General features: G+C 72.4%; 18 protein-coding genes. 13 read left to right on the top strand and 5 right to left on the bottom strand.

Going from position 1 to position 19,260, the window contains the following annotated elements; all coding sequences use genetic code 11:
- Positions 1 to 144: 144 nt before the first annotated feature.
- The 6 genes from BLT43_RS13485 to BLT43_RS13460 are packed head-to-tail and all read left to right on the top strand — an operon-like array spanning position 145 to position 5,457.
- Positions 145 to 1,176 (top strand): GntR family transcriptional regulator, encoded by a 1,032-nt coding sequence (locus BLT43_RS13485; RefSeq protein WP_090113643.1) that lies wholly within the window; start codon positions 145 to 147, stop codon positions 1,174 to 1,176.
- On the top strand, positions 1,160 to 1,861 hold the full coding sequence (locus BLT43_RS13480; protein ID WP_090113642.1) for a creatininase family protein: 702 nt from the start codon (positions 1,160 to 1,162) through the stop codon (positions 1,859 to 1,861). The genes BLT43_RS13485 and BLT43_RS13480 overlap by 17 nt, the downstream gene beginning before the upstream one ends.
- A complete protein-coding gene (locus BLT43_RS13475) occupies positions 1,858 to 2,874 on the top strand; it encodes a ketopantoate reductase family protein (protein ID WP_090113640.1) in 1,017 nt (338 codons plus the stop codon). The genes BLT43_RS13480 and BLT43_RS13475 overlap by 4 nt, the downstream gene beginning before the upstream one ends.
- Positions 2,865 to 3,614: an SDR family NAD(P)-dependent oxidoreductase gene (locus tag BLT43_RS13470; protein ID WP_090113639.1), complete on the top strand. Its 750-nt coding sequence runs from the start codon at positions 2,865 to 2,867 to the stop codon at positions 3,612 to 3,614. Before BLT43_RS13475 ends, BLT43_RS13470 begins: the two co-directional genes overlap by 10 nt.
- Complete coding sequence (locus tag BLT43_RS13465; protein ID WP_242652300.1) at positions 3,611 to 4,534, top strand: polysaccharide deacetylase family protein; 924 nt, start codon at positions 3,611 to 3,613, stop codon at positions 4,532 to 4,534. Before BLT43_RS13470 ends, BLT43_RS13465 begins: the two co-directional genes overlap by 4 nt.
- Positions 4,531 to 5,457, top strand: a complete 927-nt coding sequence (locus BLT43_RS13460; protein WP_090113637.1) for an isoaspartyl peptidase/L-asparaginase family protein — start codon at positions 4,531 to 4,533, stop codon at positions 5,455 to 5,457. The genes BLT43_RS13465 and BLT43_RS13460 overlap by 4 nt, the downstream gene beginning before the upstream one ends.
- 21 nt (positions 5,458 to 5,478) lie before the next feature.
- Here BLT43_RS13460 and BLT43_RS13455 read toward each other — a convergent pair whose 3' ends face one another.
- The 3 genes from BLT43_RS13455 to BLT43_RS13445 are packed head-to-tail and all read right to left on the bottom strand — an operon-like array spanning position 5,479 to position 9,976.
- Positions 5,479 to 6,360 (bottom strand): DMT family transporter, encoded by an 882-nt coding sequence (locus BLT43_RS13455; protein ID WP_090113635.1) that lies wholly within the window; start codon positions 6,358 to 6,360, stop codon positions 5,479 to 5,481.
- A 5-nt stretch (positions 6,361 to 6,365) separates the two neighbouring features.
- On the bottom strand, positions 6,366 to 8,741 hold the full coding sequence (locus BLT43_RS13450; protein WP_090113634.1) for a PIG-L family deacetylase: 2,376 nt from the start codon (positions 8,739 to 8,741) through the stop codon (positions 6,366 to 6,368).
- The gene (locus tag BLT43_RS13445; protein WP_090113633.1) at positions 8,738 to 9,976 is read right to left on the bottom strand and encodes an ROK family transcriptional regulator; all 1,239 of its coding nucleotides are present in this window, start codon (positions 9,974 to 9,976) and stop codon (positions 8,738 to 8,740) included. The genes BLT43_RS13450 and BLT43_RS13445 overlap by 4 nt, the downstream gene beginning before the upstream one ends.
- A 228-nt stretch (positions 9,977 to 10,204) precedes the next feature.
- Here BLT43_RS13445 and BLT43_RS13440 point away from each other — a divergent pair, with 228 nt between their 5' ends.
- The 7 genes from BLT43_RS13440 to BLT43_RS13410 all read left to right on the top strand — a co-directional run bounded on the left by BLT43_RS13440 (position 10,205) and on the right by BLT43_RS13410 (position 17,646).
- The gene (locus BLT43_RS13440; RefSeq protein WP_090113632.1) at positions 10,205 to 11,449 is read left to right on the top strand and encodes an extracellular solute-binding protein; all 1,245 of its coding nucleotides are present in this window, start codon (positions 10,205 to 10,207) and stop codon (positions 11,447 to 11,449) included.
- Between the two features lie 118 nt (positions 11,450 to 11,567).
- The gene (locus BLT43_RS13435) at positions 11,568 to 12,440 is read left to right on the top strand and encodes a carbohydrate ABC transporter permease (RefSeq protein ID WP_423222128.1); all 873 of its coding nucleotides are present in this window, start codon (positions 11,568 to 11,570) and stop codon (positions 12,438 to 12,440) included.
- On the top strand, positions 12,437 to 13,300 hold the full coding sequence (locus tag BLT43_RS13430; protein WP_090113630.1) for a carbohydrate ABC transporter permease: 864 nt from the start codon (positions 12,437 to 12,439) through the stop codon (positions 13,298 to 13,300). The genes BLT43_RS13435 and BLT43_RS13430 overlap by 4 nt, the downstream gene beginning before the upstream one ends.
- Before the next feature lie 2 nt (positions 13,301 to 13,302).
- Positions 13,303 to 14,811 carry an argininosuccinate lyase gene (gene argH, locus BLT43_RS13425; RefSeq protein WP_090113628.1) on the top strand — a complete coding sequence of 503 codons (1,509 nt, stop codon included), beginning with the start codon at positions 13,303 to 13,305 and terminating at the stop codon, positions 14,809 to 14,811.
- Complete coding sequence (locus tag BLT43_RS13420; protein ID WP_090113627.1) at positions 14,811 to 15,854, top strand: ABC transporter ATP-binding protein; 1,044 nt, start codon at positions 14,811 to 14,813, stop codon at positions 15,852 to 15,854. Before argH ends, BLT43_RS13420 begins: the two co-directional genes overlap by 1 nt.
- Positions 15,851 to 16,909, top strand: coding sequence for an ROK family protein (locus BLT43_RS13415; protein ID WP_090113625.1), 1,059 nt, complete (start codon positions 15,851 to 15,853; stop codon positions 16,907 to 16,909). Before BLT43_RS13420 ends, BLT43_RS13415 begins: the two co-directional genes overlap by 4 nt.
- Entirely contained in the window at positions 16,906 to 17,646 is a 741-nt protein-coding gene (locus BLT43_RS13410; RefSeq protein ID WP_090113623.1) for a glucosamine-6-phosphate deaminase, read from the top strand. Before BLT43_RS13415 ends, BLT43_RS13410 begins: the two co-directional genes overlap by 4 nt.
- Before the next feature lie 40 nt (positions 17,647 to 17,686).
- Here BLT43_RS13410 and BLT43_RS13405 read toward each other — a convergent pair whose 3' ends face one another.
- Both BLT43_RS13405 and BLT43_RS13400 read right to left on the bottom strand, forming a co-directional pair.
- Positions 17,687 to 18,418, bottom strand: coding sequence for a proteasome-type protease (locus tag BLT43_RS13405; RefSeq protein WP_090113621.1), 732 nt, complete (start codon positions 18,416 to 18,418; stop codon positions 17,687 to 17,689).
- 12 nt (positions 18,419 to 18,430) lie between these two features.
- Positions 18,431 to 19,231 carry a transglutaminase family protein gene (locus BLT43_RS13400; protein ID WP_090113620.1) on the bottom strand — a complete coding sequence of 267 codons (801 nt, stop codon included), beginning with the start codon at positions 19,229 to 19,231 and terminating at the stop codon, positions 18,431 to 18,433.
- Positions 19,232 to 19,260 lie beyond the last annotated feature (29 nt).

Below are 19,260 nucleotides of genomic sequence, written 5' to 3'. Positions count from 1 at the left end.
TGTTACGCTCCCTGTGTTACACTTTTCTGATACACTAGGATCGGAAAGATTTGCCGGTCAACCCATATATTTGCGGGACCCGGATTCTCGTTTTGCCCAAACAAATGGCTTGAGTGCCCAAGTGTTATGATGCAGTGATACATCATGACACGACAGGACACCGATCTCGAAGCCACCATCGACCGGATCGCCCGCGCCATCGATCGCGGCGCCTCGATCCCGGTCTCGGTGCAGCTGCGCGGCGCGCTGGAATACGGCATCGGCACCGGCGACGTCGCCGCCGGCACGCGGCTGCCCTCGGTGCGGGCGCTGGCCGCGCGGCTCGGCCTTTCGCCGGTCACGGTGAGCGGCGTCTATGCCGGCCTGCGCGAGGCGGGCTACATCGAGGGCCGGGTCGGCTCGGGCACCTTCGTGACCGGCGGCGACGCGGCCGGCCCGGCGCGGCGCGCCGGGCTGCAGGAGCTGGAGCGGCGCATCGCCGAGCTGGTGCGGCTCGGGCAGGGGCTCGGGCTGAGCCCGGCCGAGATCGCGCTCCGCGTGTCCTCGGCCGGTGCGTCGCCCGAGGTGGCGGGCGCGCGCCGGCTGCGGCTGCTGATGCTTGGCACCTTCCGCGACGCGACCGCCTTCTACGCCGAGGAGATCCGCCCGCATCTCGCCCCCGGCGACACGATCAGCGCGCTGACGGTCGAGGAGGCGGGGGCCACGCCGCCCGGCGGGTTCGACCTCGTGGTCACGCCGCGCACCCTGACGGGCGAGGCGCGCACGCTGTTTCCGGACCTGCCGGTGGTCGGCATCACCATGATCCCGACCGAGACCACGCGGGTGGCGCTGGCGACGCTGCCGCCCGAGGCGCAGGTCGCCGCCGTGTCCTATTTCGACGATTTCCTGACCCTGATGAAGACCGGGATCATGCGCTTCGCGCCGCATGTCACGCAGGTCGAGGCGCTGGTGCGCAGCGACCCGGAGCTGGCGGCGCGGCTGGCCGAGGCCGACGTGCTGATCCACTCGACCGGGGCCGAGTACCTGCGCGCCGGGCTGCGCCCGGACCAGACCGCCATCGAATACCGCCACACCCCGGATGGACGGGCGATCCGGGCCGAGCTGCTGCCCGCCATCGCCGCCTGCCGGGCGGGCGAGCCGCAACAGGAGGAGACCCGGCTTGAGGATCACCGATAGCAACTGGTTCGAGGTCGAGAGATACCTCGAGACCGACGACCGCGCCGTGCTGCCGCTGGGCAGCACCGAGCAGCACGCCCATCTCAGCCTCTCGGTCGACTCGATCCTGTCGGAGAAGGTCGCGGCCGACGCCGCGGCGCCCCTGGGCGTGCCGGTCTTCCCGGCGGTGGCCTACGGGCTCACCCCCTATTTCATGGCCTATCCGGGCAGCGTCTCGCTGAAGCTCGCGACCTATGCGGCGCTGGTGCGCGACATCCTCGACAGCCTCTACGCCACCGGCTTCCGCCGCATCCTCATCGTCAACGGCCATGGCGGCAACAGCCCGGTGCAGCCGGTGACGATGGAATGGATGGAGGCGCATGAGGGCGCGCGCTGCCGCTTCCACGACTGGTGGAAGGCGCCGCGCACCTGGGACTGCGTGCAGCAGATCGACCCGGTGGCGAGCCACGCCTCCTGGATGGAGAACTTCCCCTGGACCCGGCTGCCGGGCCGCGAGATGCCCGCGGAGCAGAAGCCCTTCGTGCCCTTCGACCGGCTGCGCGACCGCAACGCCGCGGGCGTGCGCGCGCTGATCGGCGACGGCAATTACGGCGGCTACTACCAGCGCCCCGACGCCGACACCGACCGGCTCTGGGCCGTCGCGGTCGAGGAGACCCGCGCCCAGCTCGAGGGCGACTGGGCATGAGCGCGCCGGTGCTGATCTGGGGCGCCGGCGCGATCGGCGGCATCCTCGGCGCCTGCCTCGCGCGGGCGGGCCACGCGGTGCAGATGGTCGACATCGTCGAGGACCACGTGCGCGCCATGCGCGACGACGGCCTCGCCATCAAGGGGCCGGTCGAGCGCTTCGTGCAGCGCCTGCCGGCGGCCACGCCGGACGAGCTCGAGGGCCGCTACGAGCGGGTGTTCCTCTGCGTGAAGGCGCATCACACCGAGGAGGCGCTCGACATGCTGCTGCCGCATCTGGCGCCGGGCGGCCACGTGATCTCGGCCCAGAACGGGCTGAACGAGATGATGATCGCCGAGCGCATCGGCGTGGAGAACACGGTCGGCTGCTTCGTCAATTACGGCGCCGACTGGATCGGGCCGGGCCGCATCCTCTACGGCAACCGCGCCGCGGTGGCGGTGGGCGAGCTCGACGGCGAGATGACGCCGCGCGTGGCCGAGATCCACGCGCTTCTGCGGCTGGTCGAGCCCGACGCGGTCGCGACCGACAACATCTGGGGCTATCTCTGGGGCAAGCTCGGCTACGGCGCGCTGCTCTTCGCCACGGCGCTGACGCCGGATTCGATGAGCGACGCGATGGACCGCGCCGCGCACCGCCCGGTCTACGAGGCGCTGGGGGCGGAGGTGATGCGGCTGGCGCGGGCGCGCGGGGTGCGGCCGCTGGGCTTCAACGGCTTCGACCCCGACGCCTTCGCGCGGCAGGACGCGGGCGCGATGCGCGCCTCGCTCGACGCGATGGTCGCGCACAATCGCAAGACCGCGAAGACCCATTCGGGCATCTGGCGCGACCTCGCGGTGCGCCGCCGCAAGACCGAGGTGGACGCGCAGATCGGAGTGCTGGTCGAGATGGCGGGCGCCGACGGCATCGCGGTGCCGGCGCTGACGCGGCTGCGCGACCTGATCCACGAGATCGAAGCCGGGCGGCGGGCGCAGTCGGCGGCGCTGCTCGACGAGATGGTGCCGCTATGCGCGTGACGCTGGAGGGGCAGGTCTTCGCCGTCACCGGCGCGGCGCAGGGCATCGGCGCGGCGATCGTGGCGGGACTGGGCGCGGCCGGGGCCACGGTCGCGGCGATCGACATCGACGGCGCGGGGCTCGAGCGGCTGGCGGCGGGCGTGAGCCGCCACCCCGCCGATCTCGGCTCGCGCGAGGCGACGCACGAGGCCCTGGGCGAGATCGCGGCGCGTCACGGCCGGATCGACGGCCTCGTCTGCGCCGCCGGCGGCGTGCGCGGCCAGGCCGGCCGCCCGGTCGAGGAGATCGGCGAGGCCGACTGGCGCGCGATCTTCGCCGCCAATGTCGACGCCGCGATGTGGTGCGCCCAGGCCGTGGCGCCGGGGATGAAGGCGCGCGGATCGGGGCGGATCGTCACCATCTCCTCCGGCGCGGGGCTGCGGCCGAGCCTGACCGGCATCCAGGCCTATGCCGCGGCCAAGCACGCGCTGGTCGGGCTGACCAAGCAGCTGGCGCTGGAGCTCGGGCCGCATGGCGTCACGGTGAACTCGGTCGCGCCGGGCTTCGTGCTTTCCAACCCCTCGACCGAGCGGCAATGGCAGGCCTTCGGTCCCGAGAAGCAGCGGCAGGTGATCGAGGGCACCCACATGCGTCGCCTCGGCCGGGCCGAGGACATCGCGGACGCGGTCACCTTCCTCGCCTCCGCGCAGGCGGGCTGGATCACCGGGCAGGTGCTGTCGGTCGACGGGGGCCACGCGTGAGCGCGCCGCTGTTGCCGCCGCAGACCCCGCCCGCCGAATGGGACGAGCCGACATGGCGCGGGCTGGTGCAGCGGCTGCGCGCCGGGCGCAGCCTGCGGCCCGCCTCCTGGCCGGGCGGCGCGCGCTGCGCGGTGGCGCTCTCCTTCGACAGCGACCACGAGACCAACGAGCTGCGCGACGGCGCCAATTCGCTGGCGCGGCTCAGCTGGGGCGAATACGGCGCCCGGCGCGGCATCCCGCGCATCCGCCGCGCGCTCGACCGGCACGGCGCGAAGGCGAGCTTCTTCGTCCCCGCCGTCTCGGCGCTGCTGCATCCCGAGGAGCAGCGCGCGCTGGCCGATGACGGCCACGAGATCGCGCTGCATGGCTGGATCCACGAGCTGAACACCACGCTCGCGCCGGCCCGCGAACGCGAGCTGATGCTGCGCGCGGCCGACACGCTCGAGCAGGTCACGGGCCGCCGCCCGGTGGGGATGCGCACGCCGTCGTGGGACTACAGCCCCGCCACGCTCGGCATCGCGCGGGAGATGGGGCTGATCTACGACAGCTCGATGTTCTCGGACGACGATCCCTACGAACTGGTCGAGAACGCCGCGCCGACCGGGCTGGTCGAGCTGCCGGTGGAGTGGATCCGCGACGACGCGGCCTATTTCATGATGAACCGCCACGGCGCGCAGCGGCCCTACACGCCGCCCGAGGCGGTGCTCGACATCTTCCTGCGCGAGTTCGAGGGCGCGCGGGACGAGGGCGGGCTGTTTTTGCTGACCATGCACCCGCACGTGATCGGCTATCGCAGCCGCATCTTCATCCTCGAGGAGCTTCTGTCGCGGATCGCCGAGGCGGGCGATTGCTGGGTCGCGACGCATGAACAGATCGCCCGGCACTGCGCCCAGTCCGCCGGGCTGGAGGGTTCGCCATGACCAGATTCTCGCTCGCGCTGCATGGCGGCGCCGGCACCATCCTGAAGTCGCGCATGACGCCGGAGCTGGAGGCGCGCTACCATGCCGGGCTGCGCCGCGCGCTCGAGGCCGGGCACGCGGTGCTGGCCGATGGCGGCGCGGCGCTCGACGCGGTGACGGAGGCGGTCTGCGCGCTCGAGGACGAGCCGCTGTTCAACGCCGGGCGCGGGGCGGTCTTCACCTCCGAGGGGCTGCAGGAGATGGACGCGGCGGTGATGGAGGGCGCGACGCGGCGCGCGGGCGCCGTGGCCGGCATCTTCGGGCCGCGCAACCCGGTGCGCGCCGCGCGCGCGGTGATGGAGCGCACCGACCACGTGCTGCTGATCGGGCCGAACGCGATCATGGTCGCGCGCGGGGCCGGGCTGCCCTTCGAGGAGAAGCCGTATTTCTTCACGCAGGCCCGCTGGGACGCGCTGAAAGAGACGCTGGCGCTGCGCGAGCAGGGGCTCGAGACCGACGACCCGGCGCGCCGCCACGGCACGGTGGGCGCGGTGGCGCGCGACGCCCATGGCCATCTCGCCGCCGCCACCTCGACCGGCGGCATGACCGCCAAGGCGCCGGGCCGGGTCGGCGACACGCCGATGATCGGCGCGGGCAGCTATGCCGACGACGCGACCTGCGCGGTCTCGGCCACTGGCCATGGCGAGATCTTCATCCGCTGGACCGCCGCCGCCGAGATCGCCGCGCGGATGCGCCACGGCGGCGAGACGCTGGAGCAGGCGGCGACCCACGTGGTCGAGCGCGACCTTGCGCCGAACGACGGCTCGGGCGGGGTGGTGGCGGTGGATGCCGAGGGCCGCATCTCGATGCCGTTCAATTGCGAGGGCATGTATCGCGGCCGCGTCACCGAGGCCGGCGATTTCGAGACCTTCATCTACCGCTAGGCGGAAGCGCCTGCGCCGGGTCTACCGGGCCTGCGCGGCGGCGGCCGGGCGGTCGGCGCGGCGCACCAGCAGCATCCCCAGCACCACCACGGCGCCGCCGAGCGCCAGCGAAGGGCCGGGGCGGTCGCCGAAGACGATCCAGCCGGCCGCGGTGGCCAGCAGGATCGACAGGTAGCCCAGCGGCGCGAGGCGGCTGGCCTCGCCGAGCGCGTAGGCCCGCAGGAAGCAGTACTGCCCGGCCTGCGCCAGAACCCCGATGCCGATGAGCGGCCACAGGTCGGCGCGGCCGACCGGCGCCCAGTCGAGCGCCGCGAGCGGCGCGCTGAGCACGGCGAGGCCCAGCGTGTAGAACAGCATCATCACCACGAGACTCTCGCCGCGCAGGGCGCGGGTCTGGATCGCCGCCATCGCGCCGAACAGCACTGACAGCGCCGCCGCCGCCAGCCCGGCGGCGGGCAGCGCCCCGCCCGATCCGTCGGGCGCGATCATCAGGAGCACCCCGGCCAGCGCCACCGCCGCCCCGGCCCAGTGCAGCCGGCGCACGGTCTCGCCCAGAAGCAGCGCCGCGAGGCCCATCGCGACCAGCGGCCGGGTGAAGGAGATGCCGGTGACGACGGCCAGCGGCAGCAGCGTGAGAGCGGTGAAGTTCATTCCAAGCGCCACGGCGTTGCAGGCGACCCGGCCGGCGTTGCGCCAGGGCGCGCGCATCCGGGCGAAGTCGCGGCGGTGACGCCAGACCAGCGGCGCGATCAGAACGAGGCCGATCGCGGCGCGCAGGAACACCATCTGCGCCACCGGCCGCGACTGCCCCTCGAGCTTGACCAGCACCGTGACGCCGGTGACGAGGGTCATGTCGAGCAGCAGCCAGGCCGCGGCGGCCGTCGCCGGGGCGGGACGGCGCATCGGCGTCAGGCGGGCTGGACGAGGTTGGCCAGCAGGCGGAAGGCGCCGGGCACCATGCGGTCGAGCTGGTGGTGCAGCACGAGGGCGCAATGGGTGTGGCGGCCGCGACCGACCGGCGCCGAGACCAGCGCACCGTCGAGCGGCGCCTCGCCCGGGTCGGACATCTTCAGGAGCGCCTCGTAGGCCGGGTCGCGGCGGGCGGCGAAGTAGAGGCCGCGCTCCTTGTCCCAGCCGTCCCAGTCGCGCGGGCCGATCCGGTTCGGGCCGGAAAGCAGCGGGTGCTCGGGCCGCAGCATCGTCACAGGCGCGGCCTCGTCGGTGGTGCGCCAGCGCAGCGAGGGCGTGCCGATCTCGAGTGGCAGCGGCGGCGTGGTCTCGGCCTGCCAGCCCTGGTCTGGGCGCTGGTAGAGGGTCACGAGATGCCCGCCTGCCCGCACGAAGCGGTGCAGCGCCGGGGTCGCGGCGGCAAGGTCGGCGCGGGCGCCGAAGGCGACGATGCCGATGAGCACGGTGGTGAAGCCCGACAGGTCGGTGTGCGGCTCGATCCGGTCGAGCGTCACCGTCTCGACGCCCATGCGCCCGAGCCAGCGGCCGACATTGTCGCCGCCGCCGCCGAGATAGGCGACGCGCGCGCCCTCGGGCAAGGCGAGGTCGAGCGAGAGCACCCGCAGCTCGGCCGGGGCGTGGTGCAGGAAGGGGCCGGTCTGCGGATGGTCGTAGGCGCTGCGCCCCAGCGCCGGGCGGCCGTCGAGCCGCGGGCGCAGTACGGTCAGGCCTTCGGGCAGGTCGGCAGGCGGCGTGACGACGGCCTCGGCCGGCGAGAGATCGGCGCTCCAGCCCTCGGGCATGTCAATCTCGACGCGGCCCTCGGGGGTGCCGAGGCCAATGCGCAATGGCTCTGGTGCATGGCCGCGGCGCAGCAGGACGGCCTCGGGCTCGATCTCCAGCACCTCGCGCGGGCCGATCTCGAGCGGGTGCGACAGGTCGGCGGCGAGGCGGACCGGACGGCCGGCGATGGTGCCGGTCAGCCGCAGCGCGCCCGGCCCGTTGCCGCCGAGCGCCGCCCAGCCGGGCCGGAAGGCGGCGGGGAAGGGCGCGCCGGGCGCGGCGGAGACAGCGAGGCGGGCGGTGTCGTCGGGGGCGAGGTCGACCGGGGCTGCCGAGAGGCCCTCCGGCAGATCGGCATCGGCGGTGAGGCGCAGCGGCGTGTCGGCGAGCGGCGCGGCGAGGCGGATGGCGATCTCCGCGGTGCCGCCGGGGGCGAGCAGCGCGGGCGCGGGGCGGGCGTCGATCTCGAGGCCCGCCGCCTCGAACAGCGCCGCCGAGAGTTCCTGCCGCTTGCGGTCGAGACGGTGGCCATGGGCGGCGGCGAAGCCGGGCTCGGCGGCCTCCTGCGCGGCGGCGATGGCGGCATCGGCGGCGGCGAGCGCGTCGAGCAGCAGCGCCCGGTCGGGGAAGGCGCGGCGCGCGGCCGCGACCGCGCGCGCCGCGTCGGTGAGCGCCTCGGCGGCGGGGCCGGCCAGCGCGGCCAGCTCCTCGAGCGTGGCAGGCAGGCCGGCGGTGATCGTGGTCTCCGCCGGGCCGTCGACATAGTGCAGGTTCCACGACCGGGCCGGGACCTCGTGCCAGCGGCCCATGCCCTGCGAAGCGTGGCGGGCGCGGGACCATTCGCCGATCCGGGCGTAGTCGGCCCCGGTGGCGGGGTCGCGCCCGGCGACGGTCTCGGTCAGCGTGGTCTGGGGCGGGGGCAGCTCGTCGTCATAGGTGCCGCCGCCGCCGGACCAGGCGGGGAGGTAGAACTTCGCGACCCGCCACGGCGCGAGGCCCTGCTCGGGGAAGGCCTCGGGATCCGCGGCGAGCGCCAGCGCGGTCCGCGCGGCGCGGGTCATCGCGCGGTGGTGGCCGTGCTGGCCGGGCACGTCGAGGAAGGTGGGGATGACGATGTCGGGGCGGGCGGCGCGATAGGCGCGGACCAGCCGCTCGACGATGCGCTCCTCGCCCCAGCGGGCGAAGGTGTCGTCGCCGTCCTTGGAGAAGCCGAAATCATGCACCGGGTCGTCCGGGCCGTGGCCGAGCCATGCGACATCGGCGTCGAGCACGCGGGCCGCCTCCTCCATCTCGCGGCTGCGCAGCAGGCCGAGCGCCGCGCCGCGCGCGCCGTCTAGGATGTTCTGCCCGCCTTCGCCGCGGGTCGAGCAGGCGACGGTGACGCGCAGGCCGCGGCCGAAGCGCAGCCATGCGAGCAGGCCGGACTGCTCGTCGTCCGGGTGGGCGCCGGTGTTCATCACGTGCAGCACGGAGTCGAGCCGCGACAGGCTGCGATGCAGGCGCAGGAGCGCCGGGGCGGCCTCCTGTCGGGCGAGGTGGCGCGAGGCGGTCATGCGGTCTCTCCGGTGACGAATGGATCTTCCGGGTCCTGCGACAGCTCCAGCCGCGGCGTGATCGCGGCGTGGAAGGGCAGGGCGGCGGCGCCGAGGGCGGCGGCCATCGGCCCGGCGCGGCCGCGGATCACCCGCGGCACGGCCCGGTCCGAACGCGCCGCGACCGAGGGCGCGAAGCCGATCCGGGCGATGATGGCGTCGAGGATCGGCGCCGGCAGGGCGCCGCCGAGGATGATGGTCTCGGGGTCGAGCACGTTTTCGAGGATCGCGACCATCGGCGACAGATGCGCGGCGGCCTCGGCGATCCAGGTCATCAGCACCGGCTCCTGCCCGGCCATCATCCGGTCGAGCGCGGCGTGGTCGCCGGCCAAGCCGGCGGCGTCGAGCGCCTCGCGCAGCGCGTGCAGCGAGGCGTAGCGTTCGAGGCAGCCGCTCTGGCCGCAGGGGCAGGCGCGGCCGCCCGGCGCCACGACGATGTGGCCGACCTCGCCGGCATTTCCGAAGGCGCCGCGCACCGGCCGGTCGTCGGCGATCAGCCCGAGGCCGAGACCGGCGCCGAAATAGACCACCGCGAAGCTCGACAGCGCCTGTCCCGAGCCGAACAGCGTCTCGCCGATCGCGGCGGCGTTGGCGTCGTTCTCGACGCTGACCGGCACGCCGATGCGCCGGCCCAGCTCGGCCGCCGCGTCGATCCCGGCCCAGCCGGGCAGGGTGGTCGGGCCGACGCCGGAAAAGCCCTCGATCTCGAACGGGCCGGGCATCACCACGCCGACCCCCATCAAGGTGGCGTCGTAGCCGGCGGCGAGGCGGGCGACCGTCTCGGCGATCAGCGGCAGCAGCGCCTCGGGGCCGCTGTCGGCCAGCGGCACGATCTCCTCGTGGCGGGGATGGCCGCCGAGGTCGAGCACCGTCGCCGCCATGCGGGTGACGGCGATCTCGATGCCGATGGTGATCGCGCCGTCGGGGTTGATCGCGAATTGCAGCGGCGGCTGGCCGCGCCCCGATTTCAGCCGGCCGCGCGCCTCGATCAGACCGGCGGCGATCAGCTCGTCGAGGATGTTGGTCACCGCCTGCGGCGTCAGCTGGGTCATCTCGGCCAGCTGGCGGCGGCCGAGCTGGCCGTGGCCGCGCATCAGGTCGAGCACGACCCTGCGGTTGTGCGCCCGGCTGCGGCCCGGGTTCTTGCCGCGCGCGGCGCGCAGCCGGGCGGGGCCGGTTGCCTTCTCGGCGCTCATCGCCTCGTCCTCCCTGCTCTTCGCGGCCAGATTGCAGCGGTCGAAATAATAACTCAAGTTAATTATTGTATTGACAGGCGGGGGCCGGCGCGGCGACGTTGCCCCAACCGCGCGGCACACGACGCGGGACCCGCGCCCTCGGGAGGGGGCGTGCCGACAGGGCGGGGCCATGGGGTCGCGCCGCACCGACGCCATCGGCCAGGCCGGGGCGTGCAATGGGAGAGACCTATGCGTAAGCGCAATCTGATGGCCGGCGTCTCGGCCGCCGCCTGCATCCTCGGCGCGCAGGCCGCGGGCGCGGTGGAGATCGAGTACTGGCAGTATATCTACGACACCCGCGTCACCGCGATGGACCAGCTGATCGAGAAGTTCGAGGCCGAGAACCCCGACATCACCGTCAAGCAGGTCACCTTCCCCTACGCCGACTACCAGACCCGGATCGTCGCGGCGAACATGGCCAAGAAGGGCCCCGACGTGCTGCAGCTGTTCTACGGCTGGACCGACAAGTTCGTCGCCGGCGGCCTGATCCAGCCGCTGCCGCAGGAGGCCTTCCCGCATGACGAGATCGAGGAGGACTTCTTCCCGATCGTCGAGGCGATGAAGCGTGACGGCGAGTATTACGGCCTGCCGACCGCGGTGCGCTCGCTGGCGCTGTTCTGGAACAAGAAGCTGTTCGAGGAGGCCGGCATCGACGGCCCGCCCGAGACGCTGGACGAACTGGTCGAGACCGCCAAGGCGCTGACCCAGACCGACAATGGCGGCAACTTCACCACCGTGGGCATGACCGTCGACATGGCCGGCCAGGACCACCACTGGTGGCGCGAGGTGCTGATCCGCCAGTTCGGCGGCCAGCCCTACAACGAGGATTACAGCGAGATCGCCTATGACGGCGAGGCCGGCACCGCGGCGCTCGACTTCTACACCTCGCTGCAGAAGGAGGAGAAGGTCGGCACCGCGGGCTTCATGGACGAGGGCCAGGCCGCCTTCCGCGCCGGCCGCGCCGCGATGACCATCGACGGCACCTTCCGGCTCGGCTCCTTCTCGAGCATCGAGGACTTCGAATGGGGCGTGGCCGAGCTGCCCGCCAATGCCGACGGGATGCGCTCGAACTACGCCAGCTACTTCGCCAACGCGATCGGCAGCGGTGCCGAGGGCGAGGAGAAGGAGGCCGCGGCCGCCTTCCTCGAATACCTCGCCTCGCCCGAGGCGATGAAGCTCTGGCTCGAGGTGGTGGGCGAACTGCCGGCGCGGCGCGACGTGGCGCTGACCGACGAGAACCTCGCCGACCCGATCTACGGCCCGTTCCTCAAGGCGCTGGACTACGCCCACACCACCCGCTTCGTCGACGAGGCGGCGCAGCGGCAGGTCACGATCGACATGACCAACCGGGTGCTGCTGCAGGACCAGGCGCCGGCCGACTCGGTGGCCGAGGCGGCCGCGGCCGAGCAGAAGATCATCGACGACGCGCGCTGAGGCGCGCCACGGCCCGGCCGCGCGCGGCCGGGCCTTTCCCAAGGGGAGGCAGGGCATGACGATTCAGGAGGCCGGTCCGGCGCGGCCGGAGGCCCGCGCTGGCGGCGCGCGGCTCAGCATGCGGACGCGGCGGGCGCTGTGGGTCTGGGGATTCCTGGCGCTGCCGATCCTGTTCTACAGCGTGATCCGCTTCTACCCGACGCTCGACGCGTTCCGGCTTTCCTTCACCGACTGGGACCTGATGTCGACGCCCGAGTTCATCGGCGTCGAGAATTACGCGCGGATGTTCGGCGACCCGCATTTCTGGCAGGTCTTCCGCAACACCTTCGCCTACCTGATCATCGGCACGCCGATCAGCCTGGTGCTGGCCTTCACCATCGCATTCTTCCTCGACCGGGTGCGCTTTGCGCACACCTTCATCCGGGCGCTCTATTTCCTGCCGTTCATCACCACGGCCTCGGCCATGGCCTGGGTCTGGCGCTGGTTCTACCAGCCGGCGCCGACCGGGGCGATCAACTCGTTTCTAGGGCAGATCGGGCTGGCGCAGATCGACTTCCTGAAGTCCACCACTTGGGCGCTGCCCTCGATCATGGTGACGGCGATCTGGGCCGGTCTCGGCTTCCAGATCATCATCTTCATGGCCGGGCTGCGCGCCATCCCGCAGACCTACTATGAGGCCGCGCGGATCGACGGCGTCGGCGAATGGGGCATCCTGCGCAAGATCACCCTGCCGCTTCTGAAGCCGACCACGGTGTTCCTCGTGGTGTTCGCCTCGATCGGCTTCCTGCGGATCTTCGACCAGGTCTACAACATGACCACCAACGACCCGGGCGGCCCGCTGGGCTCGACCAAGCCGCTGGTGCTGCTGATCTACCAGACCGCCTTCTCCTCCTATGACATGGGCTACGCGGCGGCGCAGACCGTGGTGCTCTTCACGATCCTGCTGATCGTCTCGCTGCTGCAACTCTGGATCATGAGGGACCGCGCATGACCGCCGCCACCGCCACGGCCCGCGAGGCCCGGCCGCTGCCCATGGCGCGGCTGCGCCCCGGGCGCATCGTCACCTGGACCGTGCTGTTCATCGGCGGGGTGCTGATGGTCACGCCGCTGCTGTTCATGTTCTCGACCTCGCTCAAGGATGCCGGCCAGATCTACGACCTGCGGCTGATCCCGAAGGAACCGACGCTGGCCAACTACTTCGAGGTCTTGGGCGACGGCCGCTTCCTGCGCTGGTTCCTGAACTCGTCCCTGGTCGCCATCGCGGTGACGCTGTCGAACGTCTTCTTCGACAGCCTCGTCGGCTACACCCTGGCCAAGTTCCGCTTCCGCGGCCGGCAGTTCATCTTCCTCGCGATTCTCTCGACGCTGATGATCCCGACCGAGATGCTGGTGATCCCGTGGTACCTGATGTCGGCCAATTTCGGATGGCTCGACACCTATTGGGGCATCATGTTCCCCGGCATGATGACCGCCTTCGGCACCTTCCTGATGAAGCAGTTCTTCGAGACGGTGCCCGACGACTTCCTCGAGGCGGCGCGGATCGACGGGCTCAACGAGTTCGCGATCTGGTGGCGGGTGGCGATGCCGCTGGTGACACCGGCGCTCTCGGCGCTGGCGATCTTCACCTTCCTCGGCAACTGGACCGCCTTCTTCTGGCCGCTGATCGTGACCACCAGCAGCGAACTCTACACCCTGCCGATCGGCCTGACGAGCTTCGCGGTCGAGCAGGCGATCCGCTGGGAGATGATCATGACCGGGGCGGCACTGGCCACGATCCCGACGCTGATCGTGTTCCTGCTGCTGCAACGCTACATCGTCCGCGGCGTGATGCTGGCGGGCCTGAAGGGATGACCATGACGACCCATCCGCGCGACAGCGACGCCACGCGCTTCCCCGACCCGGTCTACCGCGACACCGTGCTCGCGCCGCTGTTCGACGGGGCGCGGCTGCACCATGCCGAGGGCTTCCGCCGCATCGACCGGGCGCATCTGGTGATGCTGGCCGAGACCGGCATCCTCGCACCCGCCGAGGCGGCCGGGATCGCCCGCGCGCTGAAGGCCATCGCCGCCGAGATCGACCCGGCCGGCCTGCGCTACACCGGCGAGGTCGAGGACTACTTCTTCCTCGTCGAGGCCGAGCTGAAGCGCCGGCTCGGGCCGGACCTGGCCGGGCGGCTGCACACCGCGCGTTCGCGCAACGACATCGACCACACGCTGTTCAAGATGTCGCTCAAGGCGCGGCTCGACGACCTGCTGGCGCGGGCGCGGCAGCTGCTGTCGGCGCTGATCGACACCGCCGACCGCGAGCGGGCGACGCTGGTGGTGGCCTACACCCACGGCCAGCCGGCGCAGCCCACCACCTTCGGGCATTACCTCGGCGCGGCGATCGAGGTGCTGATCCGCGACATCGAGCGGCTCGAGGCGGCGCGGGCGAATTGCGACCTGTGCTCGATGGGCGCGGCGGCGATCACCACCTCGGGCTTCCCGATCGACCGCGCCCGGGTGGCGGCGCTCTTGGGCTTCGCGGCGCCGCAGCGCAACGCCTATGGCTGCATCGCGGCGGTGGACTACACCACCGGCGCCTATGCCGCGCTCGAGCTGACCTTCCTGCATCTGGGCCGCCTGATCCAGGACCTGCAGTTCTGGTCTGCCTTCGAGGTCGGGCAGGTCTACGTTCCGAACGCCTTCGTGCAGGTCTCCTCGATCATGCCGCAGAAGCGCAACCCGGTGCCGATCGAGCATCTGCGCCACCTCGCCAGCCAGACCACCGGCCGGGCGCGGATGATGCTGACCATCATGCACAACACGCCCTTCACCGACATGAACGACAGCGAGGGCGAGAGCCAGGGCGCGGGCTACGGCGCCTTCGACAGCGGCGCGCGGGTGCTCGACCTGATGGCGGCGCTGATGGGCTCGCTGAAGATCGACGGCGCGCGGGTCGCGGAGAACATCCGCCGCTCCTGCATCACCATCACCGAGCTGGCCGACACGCTGGTGCGGCGCGAGGGGCTGTCGTTCCGCGAGGCGCACGAGATCGCCGCCGCGACGTCGCGCGCCGTGGTCGCGGAGGGCATCGACCTGCCCTCGGGCTACGCCCCGTTCCGCCGGGCCTTCGAGGCCGCGACCGGCCGGGCGCCCGAGCTCGACGAGGCGGGCTTCGCCGAAGCGGTCAGCCCCGAGCATTTCGTGGCGGTGCGCGACCGCTTCGGCGGCCCGGCCGAGGCGGCGATGGCGGAGGCGCTCGACGCCTACCGCGCGGCGCTCGACGGCTTCACCCGGGCGGCCGAGGCGCGCGCGGCCCGCGAGGCGGGCGCCGCGGCCGAGCTCGAGGACCGGTTCAACCAGATTTCGGAGGCGTCCTGATGGCGACCATCACGCTCGACAAGCTCGTCAAGTCCTACGGCAAGGCCCGTGTGATCCACGGCATCGACCTCGAGGTGCGCGACGGCGAGTTCGTGGTCTTCGTCGGCCCCTCGGGCTGCGGCAAGTCCACGACGCTGCGCATGATCGCCGGCCTCGAGGAGGTGTCCGGCGGCGAGATCCGCATCGGCGGCAACGTGGTGAACGAGCTCGACCCCAAGTCGCGCAACATCGCCATGGTATTCCAGAACTACGCCATCTACCCGCACATGACGGTGCGCCAGAACATCGCCTTCGGCCTCTACACCACGAAGCTCGACAAGCAGGAGAAGAACCGCCGCGTCGAGGATGCGGGCCGGATCCTCGGGCTCACCCCCTATCTCGACCGGCGCCCGGCGGCGCTGTCGGGCGGGCAGCGCCAGCGCGTCGCCATCGGCCGCGCCATGGTGCGTGAGCCCGCGGCCTTCCTGTTCGACGAGCCGCTGTCGAACCTCGACGCGCAGCTGCGCGCGCAGATGCGGATCGAGATCAAGGCGCTGCACCACCGGCTCGGCACCACCATCGCCTATGTCACCCATGACCAGGTCGAGGCGATGACCATGGCCGACCGGATCGTGGTGATGCGCGACGGGCACATCCTGCAATCCGGCCCGCCGATGGAGATCTACGACGACCCGGTCGACGTGTTCACCGCGCGCTTCATCGGCACGCCCTCGATGAACATCCTGCCGGGGCGCGAGGCCGACGGGCGCGCCGTGGCCGACGGCGACGGCCGGCTGCTCTTCGGGATCCGGCCGCAGGATCTTCTGGTGCGCGACGGCGCGGCGGCCGCGGATGCGCTGGAGCTGACCGGCACCGTCACCGCGGTCGAGCCGCTCGGCCCCGAGACGCTGGTGCATTTCGACGTCGCCGGCCAGCAGGTGATCGCCACCGCCCCGGCCCGCGCCGTGCCGGAGGTGGGCAGCCGGGTCAGTGCGCAGGCCGCGCGCAGCGAGATCCACCGCTTCGACCGGGAGACCGAGCGGTCGCTCGGCCGCAGACGATGACCGCGCAGCCGGGGCGGCTCGACGCCGCCGGGCTGTCGCTGCCGGCGCGCCGGTGGCTGCGCGCGGCGCTGTCCGCCGAGGCGGCGGAGCCGGCCCCCGACGAGCTGGCCGGCTGGACCGGCCCCGAGGGCGGTCTGCGCGACGACGCCGCGCTGCTGATGGGCAGCGACATCGGCGGCACCAAGGCGCAATCCGTGCTGTGCGACCTCTCGGGCCGGGTGCTGGCCGAAGTGAAGGCGCCGACCGCGCCCGAGGGCGGCCTGGCCGTGGTCGAGCAGATCCGCGCCCAGAAGGCCGAGCTGCTGGAGCGCGCGCAGGTCGCGCCCGACCGGCTGCGCGCCGCCGGCATCGGCCTGCCCGCCGCGGTCGACCCGCGCAGCGGGCGGCTGCACCGCGCGCCGAACGTGTCGGACCTCGAGGGCCGCGACCTGCGCGACGTGATCGGCCGGGCGCTCGGCCTGCCGGTGGCGGTCGAGAACGACGTCAACATGGCGGTGCTGGGCGAAAGCTGGCTCGGCCACGGGCAGGGGCGCGAGAACGTGGTGTTCATCGCGCTCGGCACCGGGATCGGCATGGGGGCGATGGTGCATGGCCGGCTGTTGCGCGGCGCGCATGGCGCGGCGGGCGAGATCGCGGCGCTGCCGATCGGGGCCGATCCGTTCGACCCGGCGACCCATGCCAGCGGCGCGCTGGAAAGCGTGATCTCGAGCGCGGCGCTGCGCGCGGCCTACACGGCCGGGGGCGGCAGCCTGCCCGGCAATTTGCGCGAGCTGTTCGAGCGGCCGGATGACGCGGTCTTCGCGGCCGTGCTCGACGGGCTCGCGGCGAAGCTCGCGCAGGCGGTGCTGTCGGTCTGCGCGGTGATCGACCCGTCGCGGGTGATCTTCGGCGGCAGCATCGGCTCGCGGCCCGAGCTGCAGGAGCGGCTGGCGCTGGCGCTGGCGCGCTGCATGCCCGAGCCGCCGGACTGTTACGTCAGCGCGCTCGGCAACCGCGCGGGCGTGCTCGGCGCGGTGCGGGCGGGCCGGACCGCCTTCGCGGAGAGCCTGGCATGAGCGGGCCGCGCGTCGAGATCCTCGACTCGGCCACCGATGTGGCCGAGCGCGCGGCCGCGCGCATCGCCGCCGCCTGCGCCGCGCCGTCGCCGGTGCTGGGGCTCGCCACCGGGCGCACGCCGCTCGCGGTCTATGCCGCCCTGCGCGAACGGATCGCGCCCGGGGGGCTGCGGCTCGATCATGCGACCTTCTTCAACCTCGACGAATATGCGGGCCTGCCGCCCGGCCACCCGGCGAGCTTCGCCAGCTATATGCGGCGCGAGCTGTTCGACCCGGCCAGTGTGCCGGAGGGCCGGTGGCACCTGCCCGACGGCAATGGCGGGCCGGCCGAGGCCGATGGCTACGAGGCAGCGATCGCGGCCGCGGGCGGCATCGGGCTGCAGCTTCTGGGTATCGGGCGCAACGGCCATGTCGGCTTCAACGAGCCGGGCGCCGCGCATGACAGCCGCACCCGGCGGGTCCGGCTGACCGAGCAGACGCGGCAGGCCAACGCGCCGGATTTCCCGGCCGGCACGCCGGTGCCGGAGCACGCCGTCACCATGGGCATCGGCACCATCCTCGAGGCGCGCGAGATCCTGCTGCTGGCGACCGGCGCCGCCAAGGCCGAGGCGCTGGCGGCGGCGCTGGAAGGGCCGGTGACGGAGGCCGTCCCGGCCTCGGCGCTGCAGCGGCATCCCCGCGTCACCGTGCTGTGCGACGTCGCGGCGGGGCGGAACCTGCGCCGGATGGCGGCCTGAGCGAATGCCGTGCCTAGTAGGGGCGGCCCTCTGACGGGCCCTAGAGCGTGACGTCGGGCAGCGCGTCGAAGGCGGAGCGCAGCGCGTCGCTCCAGCCCTCGGAGATCGCGAGGTACTGGGGATCGTTGGCCTCGATCCGCAGCGTCTTGCCGGTCTGCAGGCTGTCGGTCTCGTAGACCTGCAGGTCCATCGGCGGCCCGACCGAGAGGTTGGCCTTGATGGTCGAGTCGTAGCTGACCATCAGGAGCTTCGCCGCCGCCTCAAAGCTCATCGCCGGATCGAAGGCGCGCACCAGGATCGGGCGGCCGTACTTTGTCTCGCCGCTCTGGAACCAGGGCATGTCGTCGCCGGCCTCGATGAAGTTGCCCTCCGGGTAGATCAGGAACAGTCGCGGCGCGCTGCCGCGCACCTGACCGCCCAGGATCAGCGTCGCGGCGAAGGTGCCGGCATCGGCGCTCATCTGGCCGCTGCCGGCGCGGGCGATCTCCTGCTTGAGCAGGTCGCCCACCATCCGCGCCACGGCGAACATCGAGGGCTGGCCGAGGATCGAGGGGCTGCGCTCGCCGGGCGATTTCAGCCGCTCCTCGATCAGGCTCACCACCGCCTGGGTGGTGGCGAGGTTGCCGGCGGTGAGCAGCGTCACGGCGCAGTCGCCGTCCGACCAGCTGAACATCTTGCGGCAGCTCGCGACGTTGTCGACGCCGGCATTGGTGCGGGTGTCGGACATGAAGACCAGCCCGCGGTCCAGTCTCAGGGCGACGCAATAGGTCATGTGAGGATCCGTTCAGTCCTGGCGCACCTCGACCGCGACCGAGAGATCCTCCTGCGCGGCGCCGAAGCGAAAGCCATTTACCGGCGCGGCCTCGGTGTAGTCCAGCCCCGTCGCGATGCGGACGTAGCGTTCGTCGGGCGAGATGCCGTTCGAGACGTCGAAGCCGACCCAGCCGAGATCGGGCACGCAGGCCTCGGCCCAGGCATGCGTCGCCTCCTGCGCCACCCGGTCGTTCATCATCAGGTAGCCCGAGACGTAGCGCGCCGGCAGCCCCATGGCGCGGGCGCAGGCGATGAAGACATGGGCGTGATCCTGGCAGACCCCGGCCCCGGCCTCGAGCGCGTCCTCGGCGGTGGTGCCGACCTCGGAGCTGCCGGTGCTGTAGGTGACGGCCTCCGAGATCGCGGTTGAGAGCGCATGCAGCCGGTCGAGCATCGGCAGCTTCTCGTCGATCGCGTGCACCAGCCTGCGGCAGCGCGCGCCGCTCCTGGTGAGCTTGGTCGGACGCTCGAACAGCCACAGCGGCATGAAGCCCGCATGCGGCCCGTGCACGCCGTGGCGATCCTCTATCTCCAGCTCGCCCTCCGACAGGATCGCGATCTCGGTGGCGCCGGGCTCGACCGAGACAAGCTCGACGGTGTTGGCGTGGTGATCCTCGAAGGAAAGCTCGCGCCGGCCGCCGGTGACGCTGGTGCGCCAGTTCAGCACCTGCTGGCCGCCGGTGGATTTCGGCGTCAGCCGCAGCTGCTGCAGCGCGAACTCGACCGGGGCGTCGTAGCTGTAGACGGTGCGGTGGGAAATGCTCAGGCGCATCCCTTGGCTCCTCTCGGCGTGTCGGGCCC

Origin of the sequence: Limimaricola pyoseonensis (assembly GCF_900102015.1) — a bacterium.
GTDB classification, from domain to species: domain Bacteria; phylum Pseudomonadota; class Alphaproteobacteria; order Rhodobacterales; family Rhodobacteraceae; genus Limimaricola; species Limimaricola pyoseonensis.
The sequence above is the reverse complement of the archived record's forward strand: the minus strand, read 5'-3'. Positions and strand labels throughout refer to the sequence as shown.